10 protein-coding genes are annotated in these 14624 nt (G+C 71.2%); 7 read left to right on the top strand and 3 right to left on the bottom strand.

Annotation, left to right across the window (positions count from 1 at the left end):
* Positions 1-54 precede the first annotated feature (54 nt).
* From surE to ABZ939_RS35135, 7 genes are all read left to right on the top strand, one after another.
* Positions 55-975: a 5'/3'-nucleotidase SurE gene (gene surE, locus ABZ939_RS35165; RefSeq protein ID WP_361864378.1), complete on the top strand. Its 921-nt coding sequence runs from the start codon at positions 55-57 to the stop codon at positions 973-975.
* Between the two features lie 69 nt (positions 976-1044).
* Positions 1045-2664, top strand: a complete 1620-nt coding sequence (locus tag ABZ939_RS35160; RefSeq protein WP_361864376.1) for a carboxylesterase family protein — start codon at positions 1045-1047, stop codon at positions 2662-2664.
* 118 nt (positions 2665-2782) lie between these two features.
* On the top strand, positions 2783-4078 hold the full coding sequence (locus ABZ939_RS35155; RefSeq protein ID WP_361864374.1) for a cytochrome P450: 1296 nt from the start codon (positions 2783-2785) through the stop codon (positions 4076-4078).
* 80 nt (positions 4079-4158) lie between these two features.
* Positions 4159-5973 carry an ABC transporter ATP-binding protein gene (locus ABZ939_RS35150; RefSeq protein WP_361864372.1) on the top strand — a complete coding sequence of 605 codons (1815 nt, stop codon included), beginning with the start codon at positions 4159-4161 and terminating at the stop codon, positions 5971-5973.
* A 168-nt stretch (positions 5974-6141) separates the two neighbouring features.
* The gene (locus ABZ939_RS35145; protein ID WP_361864370.1) at positions 6142-7233 is read left to right on the top strand and encodes a substrate-binding domain-containing protein; all 1092 of its coding nucleotides are present in this window, start codon (positions 6142-6144) and stop codon (positions 7231-7233) included.
* 39 nt (positions 7234-7272) lie between these two features.
* Positions 7273-8052 (top strand): ATP-binding cassette domain-containing protein, encoded by a 780-nt coding sequence (locus tag ABZ939_RS35140; RefSeq protein ID WP_361864368.1) that lies wholly within the window; start codon positions 7273-7275, stop codon positions 8050-8052.
* Positions 8049-9323 carry a sugar ABC transporter permease gene (locus ABZ939_RS35135; RefSeq protein WP_361864366.1) on the top strand — a complete coding sequence of 425 codons (1275 nt, stop codon included), beginning with the start codon at positions 8049-8051 and terminating at the stop codon, positions 9321-9323. Before ABZ939_RS35140 ends, ABZ939_RS35135 begins: the two co-directional genes overlap by 4 nt.
* A 113-nt stretch (positions 9324-9436) precedes the next feature.
* Here ABZ939_RS35135 and ABZ939_RS35130 read toward each other — a convergent pair whose 3' ends face one another.
* The 3 genes from ABZ939_RS35130 to ABZ939_RS35120 all read right to left on the bottom strand — a co-directional run bounded on the left by ABZ939_RS35130 (position 9437) and on the right by ABZ939_RS35120 (position 14601).
* Positions 9437-13048 (bottom strand): DUF4132 domain-containing protein, encoded by a 3612-nt coding sequence (locus ABZ939_RS35130; RefSeq protein ID WP_361864364.1) that lies wholly within the window; start codon positions 13046-13048, stop codon positions 9437-9439.
* Between the two features lie 72 nt (positions 13049-13120).
* Complete coding sequence (locus ABZ939_RS35125) at positions 13121-14041, bottom strand: ketopantoate reductase family protein (RefSeq protein WP_361864362.1); 921 nt, start codon at positions 14039-14041, stop codon at positions 13121-13123.
* A complete protein-coding gene (locus tag ABZ939_RS35120; RefSeq protein ID WP_361864360.1) occupies positions 14038-14601 on the bottom strand; it encodes a helix-turn-helix domain-containing protein in 564 nt (187 codons plus the stop codon). The genes ABZ939_RS35125 and ABZ939_RS35120 overlap by 4 nt, the downstream gene beginning before the upstream one ends.
* Between the last annotated feature and the right edge of the window lie 23 nt (positions 14602-14624).

Here is a 14624-nt window from a genome sequence, read left to right as displayed (position 1 = left end):
TTCCACGCTCTCAACCGTTTCGATCCGCCGATCCCCTCCCGAGGAGCAACCACCGTGAGATCCAAGCGTTTTCTGCCGTTCGCCGCTCTGCTGCTGTGCACCCCCGCGCTCGCCGGGACCGCGCCGGCCACCGCCGCACCGCAGTCCGCGGCACCGCACGGCAGCGAACCCCGCCCGCTGCGGATCCTGCTCACCAACGACGACGGCTACAACGCCCCCGGCATCCGTACGGCCTTCCAGCTGCTGACGGCCGCCGGGCACGACGTCACCATCGTCGCGCCGCTCACCAACCAGAGCGGTACGGGTACGAAGATGCTCAGCGGCACCACGGTGACCGTCCGGCATCCCGAGCCCAAGGTGTGGGCGGTGGACGGCACTCCGGGTGACTCCGTGGCCTTCGGTCTCTCCGAGGTCTTCGACGGGGCTGCCCCGGATCTGGTGGTCTCCGGCACCAACTTCGGTCCCAATGTGGCCGGGCTGGCCACCCACTCCGGCACGGTGGGCGGGGCGATCGCCGCGCTGGAGTCCGGCGTGCCGGCCATCGCCGTCAGCACCGGCGGCTGGGCCGCCCCCGACCCGGTCGCCACCGTCAACGCCATGCGTCCGACCGTCGAGTTCGTCGTCAAGCTGATCGACCGGCTGCAGTCCCGGGCGAGGTCCGGGCCGCTGCTGCCCGCGGGAATCGGGCTGAACATCAACCATCCGGTGGTCGGCGCGGACGGCAAGGGCCCGGCCGAGGGTGCCGCCGTGACCTACCAGGATCCGCAGTCCGCCCTCGTACCGGACTTCACGGATTCCGGCGACGGCACCTGGAAGGTGACCGTGAAGTTCGAGCCCCGGCCCGCCGCCAAGGGCGGCGACGTGGAGGCGGTCACCGCCTCCAAGGTGGCCATCAGCCCCATGTCCGCCGACTGGAACACCGGCCCGGCCGACTTCGCCAAGGTGAGCGCCCTCCTCACGGGGCTTCGCCCGTAGGACCCCGCCAACCACCCTCCCGCTCGCGCACGGCACGTACACGCTTCGTACACGCTTCAAGGAGGAACGATGCAGACGCATCCCATGGCGAGGCCGCGGGCCGGTCTCGCCCGGATGTCCGCACTGGCGGCGCTGCTCGCCACCGCTGTGCTCGGCACCGCTCTGCTCGGCACGGCCACGCCGTCCGCCGCGCACGAGCCGGCGCCGCGCCCCGTGGCGCGCACCGCCCAGGGCAGCCTCGTCGGCCGGACCCACGACCGGGCCCAGGAGTTCCTGGGTGTGCCGTATGCGGCGCCTCCGGTCGGGGAGTTGCGCTTCCGGCCCCCGCGGGAACCCGCCTCGTGGGGCGCGCCCCGCGACGCGAGTACCCAGGCGCCCGCCTGTCCGCAGTTCTCGCCCTTCGGCCTGCGCGATCCGCAGGCGGTCAGCGAGGACTGCCTCTACCTGGACGTCTACCGCCCGCGCGGTGCGCATCCGGGCTCTCGGCTGCCTGTCATCCTCTGGATGCACGGCGGCGCGTACAGCCAGGGAACGGGCACCCAGTTCGGCGGCCGGACCATGGCGGATCTGACCGGCAGCGTGGTCGTGAGCATCAACTACCGGCTGGGACACCTGGGTTACCTGGCACTGCCGGAGCTGACCGGCGCCAACGCGCTCCGTTCCGGCTCCTTCGGTCTGATGGACCAGATCGCCGCGCTCAAGTGGACCCGAGAGAACATCGCGGGCTTCGGCGGAAACCCCGCAACCCTCACCATCGCCGGTCAGTCCGCGGGCAGCGGTTCGGTCTGTGCCATGCTCGCGTCTCCGCAGGCCAGGGGCCTGTTCGCGCGTGCCGTTCTGCAGAGCGGTCCGTGCACTCTGCTGCGCGCCCCCGACCGGGCGCGGGCCGAGGAACAGGCCCGCGCCTACGCCGCTCGGCTGGGCTGCACCGATCCGGCCACGGTCGGAGCATGTCTCCGCGGTGCCCGCGTCGGCGATCTCGTGGACGCGGCGGCGACCCTGCCGGTCTCGGGGCCGGCGTACGGCGACAGGCTGCTGCCGGTGGAGCCCGCCGCGGCCATCGCCTCAGGGTCCTGGAACAAGGTGCCGGTCCTGATCGGCAGCACCAAGGCCGAGGCCCGGTTCTTCGTGGCGCTCACCCAGCCGTGGCTGACCGCGCAGCAGTACACCGATCAGATCCGCGCGCAGTACGGGCCCTTGGCCGACGAGGTCCTGGCACGCTATCCGGTCGCCGGGTATCCCTCCCCCTACCTCGCGCTGTCGGCCGTGCTCACGGATTCCACGTTCGCCTGCCACACGTACCGGACCGCGCGGCTCCTCGCCGAGCAAGTGCCCACGTACGCCTACGAGTTCGACGATCCGGACTCGCCGACCCTCTACGGAGCTCAGGTGCCCGGACTCGACCAGTCCAACGGGCACAGCGCCGAACTCGCCTATCTCCACGACTTCACGATGGGCGACCGGCCCCTGACGGAGCCTCAAGTGGCGCTGGCCGACCGCATGAAACGGTACTGGGGAGCGTTCGCGCGGACGGGTGATCCCCGCGTGCCGGGCCAGACGCCGTGGCCGGCGGCCGGCACCGCGTACACCTCGCTGACGCTCCACCCCACCGCCACCGGCCCGTCGACGACGTTCGCTGTCGATCACCAGTGCGGGTTCTGGGGGTCCGCGCCCCCGGCGGGAGTCTGATGCTCCAGGGGAGCGGGCGATGCGGTCTGTCGCCCACCGCGCCCGCTCCCCTACAGTGCGTGATGCCCGCATCCGCCCGTGGCGCCCTCGCCCCGGCCGCCGAACAGGAGCAGCCCCCGTGGTCACCCACTCCCCGGCACGTCGCCGGGTCCCCGAGCTGGATCCCGCCCTCGTCGGGCAGTGGCAGGCCGGGGGAGGGGAGCTCGTCGACCTCTTCGCCCAGGCACACGAACGGCTCGGCGGCATCGCCTCGTTCCGGCTCGGTCCGCGCCCGACCGTCCTGATCACCGATCCCCGGGCCGTGCAGCATGTGCTCGCGCTCCGTCCCGACCGGTACGTGAAACGCTCGCACCGCGCCCGGCTGCTGATCGGCGACGGCGTACTGGCCGCGACGGGCGAGGCGTGGCAGCGGCAACGGCGGCTGCTGCAGTCCCAGTTCACCGGCCGAGGGATGCGCCGCTACGAGCAGCGGATCGCGCAGGCCGCCCGGACCACCGCCGCGCGCTGGGCCGGCTACGCCCGCACCGGGCAGCACCTCGACGTCGGCGACGAGATGCGCCGCTTCGCCCTGGACACCATCTGGCGCTCCCTGACCGGGCATCCCCTCGACCCCGGCACGGAGCGTGAACTGGCCGCCGTGCCCGCCGTGGTGGCCGCACTGCCCAGCCTGCCCGCCGACGGCGCCGCCGCCCAGGAGGCCGTCGCCGCCGAGCTGGCCAGGATCGACGCCGTGGCGAGCCAGGCCATCGCCGCCGCCCGCGATCTCGGGGCCGGCCCCGAAGGACCGGGCCTGCTACATGTGCTGCTCGAAGCGGCGGGAACGCGCCCCGAGTACACCGACCGGCTGATCCGCGACGAGCTGGTCACCCTGCTTGTCGCCGGGCACGAGACCACCGCGACCACCCTGACCTGGCTCTACCTCCTGCTGGACCGAAACCCGGAGGCGAGGGAACAGGCCCTCGCCGCGGGTCCCGAGGGCTCACCCGAACGGCGGCAGGCCGTGCAGGCGCTCGTCCACGAAACGCTGCGCCTCTACCCGTCCGCCTGGATACTGCCGCGCTGCGCCGCGGAGGACGACGACCTCGCCGGGTACGAGGTCGAGGCCGGTACCGACCTGCTGGTCTGCCCCTACCTCACGCACCGGGACCCTCAGTTGTGGGAAGACCCCGAGCGGTTCGACCCGGGGCGCTTCGTCACCCCCGGCCGGCGTCCCACCCACCCGGGGAGCTACCTCCCGTTCGGCATCGGGCCCCGGGCCTGCCTGGGACTGCAGTTCGCCCTCAGGGAGTCGACCGTCCTCCTCGAACACCTGCTGCCCGCCCACACCCCGCGCTTCCACTCCACCCCCACCAAGGCTGTCTACAGCATCACCGTCCGCCCTGACGGGCCCACACCGGCCGTCCTGGACGGCTGAGAAAAACGCTTGGACTGCGTGGGCGCGCTTACGGAACACTGACGATTCCTGGCTTTCCGATCCAAAAACACAGGGTTGGTATGGAATCGCCTCAATCGCACGAAAGTTCGCCGGGCAGGGGTCCGGTACTCCTCGCACTTCGCTACTACGGACGGCAGTTGGCCCGGCTCCGATGGCTGACGCTGCCCGCGATGCTGCTCCCGGCGCTGGGCAACATCGGCATCAACTACATCGCGCCGCTGGTCGTCGCGAAGCTCGTCGGCCGGATCGCGGGGAACTCCGGCACGGGCATCGGCTGGGCGCTGCCCTACGTCCTCGGCTTCGCCGGCGTCCTCCTGCTCGCCGAGGCGCTGTGGCGCGTCGGGCTGCACTGCCTGAACCGCCTCGACGCCCGCGGCATCGAGAATCTGTATGTGATCGGCATGGACGAGCTGTTCGCCAAGGACGCCGCGTTCTTCCACGACAACTTCGCCGGGTCGCTGACCAAGCGGGTCCTGAGCTTCGCCTCCCGCTTCGAGGAGTTCGTCGACACGCTGACCTTCTCGGTCATGGGCAGCTTCGTGCCGCTGGTGTTCGCATCGGTGGTGCTGTGGCAGTACGACCCGCTGCTCGTGGTCGGGCTCCTGACGCTCATCACGCTCACGGGGATCTGCGTGGCACCCCTGATCCGTCGCCGTCAGGCGCTCGTCGCCCAGCGCGAACAGGCGATCGCCCGTGTGTCGGGCCACGTCGCCGACAGCCTGATGAACATGGACACGGTCCGGTCGTTCGCCGCCGAGGAGCGTGAGGCCGCCGAGCACCGGTCCCGCGTCGCGGAGTCACGACGGCTCACACTGCGTTCCTGGGACTACGGCAACCTGCGCATCGACACGCTGGTCGCGCCGATGTCCGTGCTGACCAACGTGCTCGGGCTGGTGCTCGCCCTGGCGCTCGGCGCGGGAGAGCTCGGCGTGGAGGCCGTCGTCGTCGCCTTCACGTACTACGCCAACGCGACGCGGATCATGTTCGAGTTCAACCAGATCTACCGCCGGCTGGAAAGCTCGATGACGGAGGCCGCGCAGTTCACCGAACTGCTCATGGAACCGCCGACCGTGCTCGACCCGGTGTCCCCGGAGCCGCTGCCGTCCCGGGCGGCCGACGTGCGCTTCGAGCAGGTGACCTTCGCCCACGCGGGCGCGGAGCCGCTCTTCGAGGGCCTCGACCTGGCCGTGCCCAGCGGGACGAAGATCGGTCTCGTCGGCCGGTCCGGCGGGGGCAAGACCACGCTCAGCCGGCTGCTGCTGCGAATGACGGACATCGACGGCGGCCGGATCCTGATCGGGGGCCAGGACATCAGCCGACTCCGGCAGGCGGAACTGCGCAGCCTGATCGCCTACGTGCCGCAGGACCCGGCGATGTTCCACCGCACGCTGCGGGACAACATCGCGTTCGCCCGTCCGGACGCCACCGACGCCGAGGTCCGCCGCGCGGCCGAGGCGGCGCACGTCACGGAGTTCGCCGACGCGCTGCCGGACGGCTTCGACACGATGGTCGGCGAGCGCGGGGTGAAGCTGTCCGGCGGCCAGCGTCAGCGGGTCGCCCTCGCCCGGGCGATCCTGCGCGACGCCCCGATCCTGCTGCTCGACGAGGCGACCAGCGCCCTGGACTCCGAGAGCGAGATCCTCGTCCAGGACGCGCTGTGGCGGCTCATGGACGGGCGGACCGCGCTCGTGGTGGCGCACCGGCTGAGCACGGTCGCCACCATGGACCAACTCGTCGTCCTCGACCGCGGACGGATCGTCGAGCAGGGCACCCACAAGGAGTTGCTCGCCGCGGAGGGCTCGTACGCGAAGCTGTGGCAGCACCAGTCGGGAGGCTTCCTCGACGACGCCCCCGCCCGCGCCGACCTGCACTGACGCTGCCCGCGGTGGCCGTCCGTGACCGAACGGGGGCGGTGCGTGGGCGGATGTCACCCGCTTGCCGCTCTCCGGGTTGCGGCTAATGTCGTATTAAGGCCACATGTGCACCCCTCGTTCCCGCCGCTTCATCGGTGAAGGGAAGGGGGCGTACGGAAGGAGCCCCCTATGACCCGCACATTGCGCGGCGCGATAGCCCTGGTCGGAGCCGCCGCCCTCTCACTCGGCGCCGTGGCGACCAGCGGAGCAGCCCAGCCGGGCGCGGGGAACGCGGCGCAGGACGACATCAAGATCGGTCTGCTGCTGCCGGAGAGCAAGACGACGCGGTACGAGAAGTTCGACCGGCCGTACATCGAGCAGAAGATCAAGGAACTGGCGCCCGACGCCCAGATCGACTACTACAACGCGGCCGAGAGTGCCACCACCCAGCAACAGCAGGTCAACACCGCACTCGCCAAGGGTGACCAGGTGCTGATCCTGGACGCGGTCGACGCCAAGTCCATCCAGTCCTCCGTGCAGAAGGCCCGTGACGCGGGTGTGAAGGTCGTCGCGTACGACCGCCTCGCGCAGGGCCCCGTCGACGCCTACGTCTCGTACGACAACCGCAAGGTCGGCGAGTTGCAGGGCCGGGCACTGCTCGAGGCGCTTGGTGACAAGGCCGACACCGGCCAGATCGTGATGCACAACGGCTCGCCGACCGACCCGAACGCGGCCGAGTTCAAGGCCGGCGCCCACTCCGTCCTCGATGGCAAGGTGAAGATCGGCAAGGAGTACGACACGCCCAACTGGGACCCGAACAACGCCAACCAGCAGATGTCGGGTGCCATCAGTGCCCTCGGCAAGGACAACATCGTCGGCGTCTACTCCGCCAACGACGGCCTGGCCGCCGGCATCGCCACCGCCCTCAAGTCGGCGGGCATCAACGTGCCGCTGACCGGTCAGGACGCTCAGCTCGACGCGATCCAGCGGATCCTGCTGGGCACCCAGACGATCACGATCCAGAAGCCGTACAAGCCGGAGGCCGACATCGCCGCCACGATGGCCGTCAACCTCGCCGAAGGCAAGGCGCTTCCTCGCGACCTGATCCCCACCACCGTCACCAGCGGCAGTGGCGAGAAGGTCCCGGCCACGCTGCTGACACCGATCGTGGTCCACAAGAACAACATCGAGGACACGGTCGTCAAGGACGGTATGTACACCGTCGCGGAGATCTGCACTCCGACCTACGCCGCAGCCTGCAAGGAGGCCGGACTCCAATAGCCGTAGCCCAATGGGGGGGTACGGAGGAGGCGGTTGAAGTTGCCGGAATCACCTGTGCTCACACTGCGGGGGATCTCCAAACGGTTCGGCGCGGTCCAGGCGCTGTCGGAGTTCGATCTGGAGGTCCACCCCGGCGAGGTCGTCGCGCTCGTCGGCGACAACGGCGCCGGGAAGTCCACCGCCGTCAAGGCGATCGCCGGGGTGAACCCGCCCGACGAGGGCGTCATCGAATGGCAGGGCCGGCCTGTCACCATCCACCGGCCCCACGACGCCCAGAACCTCGGCATCGCCACCGTCTACCAGGACCTCGCGCTCTGCGACAACCTCGACGTGGTCGGCAATCTCTTCCTCGGCCGCGAACTGCGCCGCTTCGGCGTGCTCGACGAGGTCCGCATGGAGCAGCGCTCACGCGAACTGCTCAACACCCTTTCCATCCGCATCCCCAGCGTCCGGATCCCCGTCGCCTCCCTCTCCGGTGGGCAGCGCCAGACCGTCGCGATCGCCCGGTCGCTGATCGGCGAACCGCAGGTCGTCATCCTGGACGAGCCCACCGCGGCCCTGGGCGTGGAGCAGACCGCCGAAGTGCTCGACCTGGTCGAGCGACTCCGTGAGCACGGTCTGGGAACCATCCTGATCAGCCACAACATGGTGGACGTGATGGCGGTCGCCGACCGGATCGCGGTCCTGCGCCTCGGCCGGAACAACGGGTTCTTCGACAAACGCTCCACCACCACCGAGGAGATCATCTCCGCCATCACCGGGGCCACCGAAAGCGCCGTCACGCGCCGCCAGGCCCGTAAGCGGGAGGAGGAGGGATGAGACGGGACCGAGGATCCGACGACGCCGCCCAGAGGCCGGCGCACGAGGCCATGCCCGCAGTCGACACCCGTCTGCTCGTCCGCGAGGAGGGCCTTCGGGGGTATCTCGGGGAGTTCCGGCGCAAGTTGCGCAGCGGGGAACTGGGCTCGCTGCCCGTCGTCATCGCCGTGATCATCATCTGGACGGTGTTCGGCAGCCTGGACAGCGCGTTCCTCTCGGCCCAGAACCTCTCCGACCTCAGCCAGCAGATCGTCGGCACGGGCATGATCGCCGTCGGCATCGTCTTCGTCCTGCTGCTCGGCGAGATCGACCTCTCCGTCGGCTCCGTCAGCGGTCTGTGCGCCGCGATCTTCGCCGTGCTCAACGTCCTGAACGGCATGAACGAGTGGCTGGCGCTGCTCGTCGCCATCGCGGGCGGAGCGGCCGTCGGGTTCATCCAGGGCTTCTTCTTCGCCAAAGTAGGCGTGCCGGCGTTCGTCGTCACCCTCGCGGGCAATCTTGCCTGGAACGGCCTGATGCTCCAGGTGCTCGGCACCAGCGGCACGGTCAACATCCCCAGCGACAGCATCGTCGCCGAGCTCTACTCGACCATCTTCCACAGTCCCGCCGCCGCCTATGTGACCGCGGCCGTGGGCGTCGGGCTCTTCCTCGCGGCCTCGCTCCTGGACGCCAAGCGCCGCCAGGCGGCAAGGGTGCCCTTCCGGCCGGTCGCCGAGATCGTGCTGCGTACGGTCGTCATCGCCGCGATCGCGTTCGTCTCGGCCTACATCCTCAACCAGTATCAAGGCCTTCCGCTCGCGCTCCTGATCTTCCTCATCCTGCTGGTGGTCGTGGACTTCGTACTGCGCCGTACGTCGTACGGGCGTCAGATCTTCGCCGTCGGCGGCAACATCGAGGGCGCGCGCCGGGCAGGCATCAGCGTGCCCTTCGTCCGGATCACCGTCTTCTCGATCGCGGGCACCATGGCCGCGATCGGCGGCCTCTTCCTGGCCGGACAGATCCAGTCCGCGAGCCAGACCTCCGGCGGCGGCAACCTGCTGATGAACGTCATCGCGGCGGCCGTCATCGGCGGCACGAGTCTGTTCGGCGGGCGCGGCTCCGTCTGGTCCGCCCTGCTCGGCGCCCTCGTGATCGGCTCCATCCAGTCGGGCATGAACATCATGGGCGTCAGCAACGCCGTCCAGTTCATGATCACCGGATCGGTCCTGCTCGCCGCCGTGGTCGTCGACTCCCTGTCCCGCAGGAGCCAGAAGGCCGCGGGCCGCGCCTGATCCCGGGCCGAGCCTGAGTCCGCTGTTTCCCGCTCGGCTCAGAGCCCGCGAGGAACGCTCGGCTCAGAGCGCGCGAGAACGCAGCAGGTGCCCCTCCGGGGCGCTCACGGTGCTCACGAGGTCAGCTCGGTCAGATCGGCGAGCAGCTCGGACACGGTCACCGGGTCGAGGTCCGCGAACTTCAGCGGATACTCCCGACTCCCCCAGTGGTCACCCGGCTGCTTGTCGAGCCAGATGGTCTCGAGGGTCTGGTCGGGGAACTGGTCGATCATGCCGACCGCGATGCCCTCCTGCAGGGCGATCACCAGATAGCACTCGGGCCCGATGCGGCGGGAGAACCACCGCTCCACGCCCGCGTCCTGCGGCTGCCCCCGCTCCCAGCCCCGCTTCTGCAGCCCGAGCAGCTTGCCCACGGGCACGCTGATGCCCTCGAAGCGGGGGAGGCGCGCACCGCCGGCCTCCTCCTCCGTCACCGCGAGGACCGGCCGCCCGAGCTGCGGGAACGGCTGCACGATCTCGTAGCCGGCGAACAGCTCCGACCACGTCCCGAGCTCGGCGTCGCTCAGGTGCAGGGGGTGGGCGAGCGTGACGGTCGCGTCGTCGGCGATCGACACCGTCTCGTCCTCGGCATCGGCGTACGTACGGTCCTCGGCGACCCGGAACGCGGTCACCGTCCCCTCCGCCTCGGCGAGCCAGACCAGGCGGCGCACCAGGTGCCAGATCAGCGGGTGCTCCACGAACAGCTGCCGGAACTCCGCCCCCGTCCAGGAACGCCGGTTCACCATCGCCTCCTCCAGGCGCCGCACCTGGTCGGAGGCGATCGTCCGGGCGGCCTTCTTCAGGGCGGAGAACCGCTTGCGCTCCGCCGGGGCCAGCTCCGCGTCGTCCCGCACACCCGGCTTCGGGAGATCCTTGAGGCGCCGGCCGCTCTCGTCCCGTACGAACGGCCTGAGCTGCTCGTCGAAGCCGACCGCGAAGCGGCGAGGGCCGTAGTCGACGACCGTGCTGCCGTCGGCGTCCAGGCCGAGGTCCGGCACCAGACGGTCCGCCAGCTGCTCACCGGTCAGGCCCAGCTCGGCGGCGACGGCGGAGATCTTCTCCTGGGCGCGGAGCTTCAGCGCCTTGAACTTCACCCGCTGGGCGATGCCGTGCAGGTGCAGCAGCGCCACATCGGTACCGACGGCTGCCAGCACGTCGAGCCCGTCGACAGCCCGGTGGTGCGCCCCCTCGCCCGGCCAGGCGCGGATGATCGGGGTGAGCGCGCGGACCGTGTCGTCGTCCCCGAACCAGCCGAGGGCGTGCAGCGCCCACGCGTCCTTGGGCGGCATCCCGGCGAGCCGCCACTGCTCGAACAGCGCCCAGGCGAACGCCGCCAGGGACTCCTTCGAGCAGAGCTCCCGTACGACATTCACACCCGGGTACAGCGCACCCGGCTTGGAGATCGCCAGCATGGTGAGGACATGCTGGACGGCCGAGGACGGCAGGGCTCCGCCCGCGGACGTCACAAGCTGCGGAAGGGCCAGCGGATCGGCCCAGGTGCCCGGCTGCGGCATCCGCGCGGGCAGCGCGGCCACCAGTGGATCGGAGTCCAGCAGGACCCCGATCGCCTCGGACGCCTCCTCGCCGTACTCCGCGGCCGCCCGGCGGACGGTGTCGGCGCCGTGCGCGGACACGATCAGCGTCAGCGCCCGCTCGGCGGCGGTCCGCACCGCACCCGGCTCGCCCAGCGCGTCGGGCACGAGGAGCCCCGCGGCATCGGCGCCGTGCCGGACGAACCAGGCGGTGGCCGTCTTCCCGGCCACCTTGAGCCGCTCCAGCCAGTCCGCCATCAGCCGGGCCACAGCGGGATCGACGAACGGCATGAGGAGCGGCGCGACCGACGTCGGGTTCGCGGCGGCGATCCGCAGGGCCGTCGGCAGCGCGGCCAGCTCGTGCCGGGCGACGAGCGGCTTGAAGGTGTTCGCACCGTCGTAGCCGCCCTCGCCGCCCTTCCAGCCGGCGAGCAGCGGCCGCACGTCCTCGGCCGGGGCGTGGGTGAGTACCGCCACGTCGTGCCAGGAGTTCAGCCGTCCCGAACGCAACTGCTCGACCAGCTCCCCCATCGGCCGGTACGGCTGCCAGGCGGTGACCCAGGACTCGGCAACCGACCACCGCTGATGCTCACCCGGCTGCCACACGATGCGGGAGCCCGGCGGGACGGAGAGCCCGGTCACCACCCGGGGCTTGACGGCCTTGCGGGGACGGGTCCACGGCGGGGCGGTCAGCAGCTCCGGCAGCGACTCCAGGGGGAGTTCCTCGACGCGTCCGTCCTGACGCGCGAGCGGCCCGACGATCTCGGCGACCTCCTCGGAGAGCTCGGGCAGGACGGCGAGCGCGGTCTCGCGGTGGGCGGCGACATGCGTCTGGAGCAGGCGTCCGGCCATCGCGGCGCCGTCGCCCGAACCGCGCGAGGCCGCCGCCAGCAGCCGCATCGCCCGCACGGGGAAACGGTGCGCGGAGGCGATCAGAGCGGTCCGCACATGCTTGTCGTCCATGCGGTCGAGCAGATGGCGCAAGGCCATGTCCGAGGGCAGTTCGCTCAGCGCGGCAGCCATGGCCTTGGTGTCGTCCGTGTCGATGTGCTCACGGTTCAGCTCACCGGCGAGCAGGGGCGCCATCGCCGCACCCACGCCCTCGGCGAGGGTCGCGACGACGGCCGGGTTCCAGCCGCGCCAGCCGAGATCGCACCGCTCGCCGAAGAGAGCGACCTGCTCGGCGGAGCCGAGCGAGCACAGCAGCATCTCCCGCACCGCGGGCTCGGCATGGGCGCGCTCCGCCCGCCGCGCACAGCACTCGTCCACCCAATCCGTCTCCGTGGGAACGAGGAACGACACGGCGACGGCCCTGCGCACGGTGTGCCGGTGCCCGGCGAGCGCGTCGACCGCGGCCCGGTAGGTGGCCTCGTCCGCCACCGTCAGCAGGGCCCGGACCCGGTCGAGGGCGGTCCGCGAGGTCTTCCGGCCCCAGGTGACGAAGGCCTCCTGCTCCACCTCCACGGCGACGAGATGGCTGCGGTGGTTCTTCGTCTGCCACTCGCCCCGCGTCTCCTGCAGCTCGACGGCGGCACAGGCGGCGAACGGCAGACCGAACTCCGCCACCCAGGCGTCCGCGACCACCGCGTAGCCGTCGCCCTGCGCGCCGACCATCCGCGCGAGCACAGCCGCGCCGACGGCGCTCGGCGTGCCGTCCTGGTGTGCGCGGGCCGCCTCGACGAGCCCGGGATCGCTGCGCGGGGCGTCGAGCGCACGCTCGATCGCGTCGGCGTCCCGCGCGAGCCACAGCCGGAGCTGCTCCGACGCGTCCGCGTCGATCGCGGGCACGGTGCGGCGGACGCCCCCGCGCCTCGGGTAAAGATTCCGCTTCCAGGCGGTGGGCAGGACGAAGGTGTCCTCGTCGGGAACGGCCGCGAGCGCGGCCACGGAGGCTTCGGGGGCCTCCGGAACGGAGCTCGCCGGCACGGGAAGGCCGGTGGTCGCCGGCCCATCGACCTCCTTGTAGCCCTTCCGCTCCTTCTCCGCGATGGCCTTGACCAGGAACGACTGTGCGGCCGCGAGGGAGTCGAACTCCTTGACCCGGGTCTGCCCTTCGGTCCCGGAGCGCCCGAAGCGGACGGTCACGGACGTGCCCACGGACTCGGCTTCCCAGAACTTGTCCGAGCCGTCCCCGACATACTCCCAGCGGCGCACCGGCCCTCCCCTTTTCCCGGTTGATCAGTTGCCCGCACAGTAACGGGCAGCTCCGACAACGGGGTCAGGGCCTCAACTCACCACCCGTGCCTGGTGGACACGCAGGTGCAGCGTCGCCAGGTCCAGGAGCGGGGTGGGCACCGAAAGGGCACGGGCCCGGGCCACCAGATCGCCGAAGAGGTGCTCGACCTCGGTCGGGCTCCCGGCCACCAGATCGCGGTAGAGCGAGGGCACCATGGAGGACCCCGCCGCCGTCACGATGCCCAGGGTCGCGGCCCGTTCGGACTCCGGTACGGGATGTCCCGCCGCGGCCGAGACGGCCGATGCCTCCGCCAGCACCGCCGGGCCCAGTTCGGCGCCGCCCGGGACGGCGCTGACCTCGCCGACCGTTCCGCGCATCAGACCGGTCACCGCGCCGAAGGTGGTGATGAAGACCCACTTGTGCCACATCGACGCCATCACGTCCTCGGGCACCAGGGCATCGATGCCCGCCTCGCTCAGTACCGCCCGGATCTTCTCCACGCGCGGGGAGGGAGTCCCGTCCTGCTCGCCGATCGTCAGATGGGCGAGCGGCGCGAGAACGACGATGTCCCCTTCGTCGCTGAGGGTGGTAACCACCTTGGCGACTCCGCCGAGGACCGGTGCGGTGCCGAAGCGGCCGTTCAGGGTGTCGATGTGGGAGAGCCCGTTGAGCAGCGGCACGATCGCCGTGTCGGGGCCGACGGCCGGGGCGATGTCCTCGATCGCCTGCTCCAGGGCGGTGGACTTCACGGAGAGCAGCACGAGGTCGTACGGAGTGGTCAGCTCGTCCGCCGTGAGCAGCCGGGGCTCCAGGGACCATTCCTCGCCGCGGCCGGTGATGCGCAGGCCGCGCTCGCGGAGCACGGCGGCGCGCTGCGGACGGACCAGGAAGGTGACGTCCTGTCCGGAGCGGGCCAGCAGGGCTCCGAAGTAGCCTCCGGTGGCTCCGGCGCCGACGACCAGGATCTTCATGAGTGCGTACCTCTCGTGGGGCGTTGCGTCGTGGACGGTATGAGCAGTGGCTGGAGCAGGCGGTGCGGGCGGGCGAGGGCCGCCGTCACCGGGTCGTCTTCGGCGGTGGCCGGGGCGAGCCCGGGGCCGGGAGTCACGAGGGTGTCGCCGACAGGGACCGGCACCCCGCACCCCGTACAGCGGCCGTCCGCGGCGATGGGGGCGTCGTCGTCGGCGTGACGGAAGACCCGGCGTGGGCCGCCGTCCGCCGCGTAGAACTCGTCGCCCCAGGAGGTGAGGGCGCGGACGGCGGGCCACAGCGCCACGCCCTTGGGCGTCAGGCCGTAGACCTCGCGGCGCCCGGTGTCCGGGAGGCGCCGCAGGACGCCGGCCTCGGTGAGGGTGGTGAGCCGGTCGGTGAGGACCGCCCGGGGGAGGCGCAGATGGGCGGCGAACTCACCGAAACGGCGGACCCCGTAGAAGGCGTCGCGCACGATCAGCAGGGTCCAGCGCTCGCCGATGATCTCCATCGAGCGGGCCAGGGCACAGGTCTGACCGCTGTAGTCGCGCGGAAGTGGCATGGCGCAGACAGTAGCCCAAAGAG

Source organism: Streptomyces sp. NPDC046712, assembly GCF_040645695.1.
In the GTDB taxonomy this organism is placed as follows: domain Bacteria; phylum Actinomycetota; class Actinomycetes; order Streptomycetales; family Streptomycetaceae; genus Streptomyces.
Note: the sequence above shows the minus strand (reverse complement) of the source record. Positions and strands in the feature narration are given on the sequence as shown.

Coding starts and splice junctions, on each gene's coding strand:
- ABZ939_RS35160 (WP_361864376.1), top strand. CDS start 1,045: ATGCAGACGCATCCCATGGCGAGGCCGCGGGCCGGTCTCGCCCGGATG.
- ABZ939_RS35150 (WP_361864372.1), top strand. CDS start 4,159: ATGGAATCGCCTCAATCGCACGAAAGTTCGCCGGGCAGGGGTCCGGTA.
- ABZ939_RS35145 (WP_361864370.1), top strand. CDS start 6,142: ATGACCCGCACATTGCGCGGCGCGATAGCCCTGGTCGGAGCCGCCGCC.
- ABZ939_RS35135 (WP_361864366.1), top strand. CDS start 8,049: ATGAGACGGGACCGAGGATCCGACGACGCCGCCCAGAGGCCGGCGCAC.
- ABZ939_RS35125 (WP_361864362.1), bottom strand. CDS start 14,041: ATGAAGATCCTGGTCGTCGGCGCCGGAGCCACCGGAGGCTACTTCGGA.
- ABZ939_RS35120 (WP_361864360.1), bottom strand. CDS start 14,601: ATGCCACTTCCGCGCGACTACAGCGGTCAGACCTGTGCCCTGGCCCGC.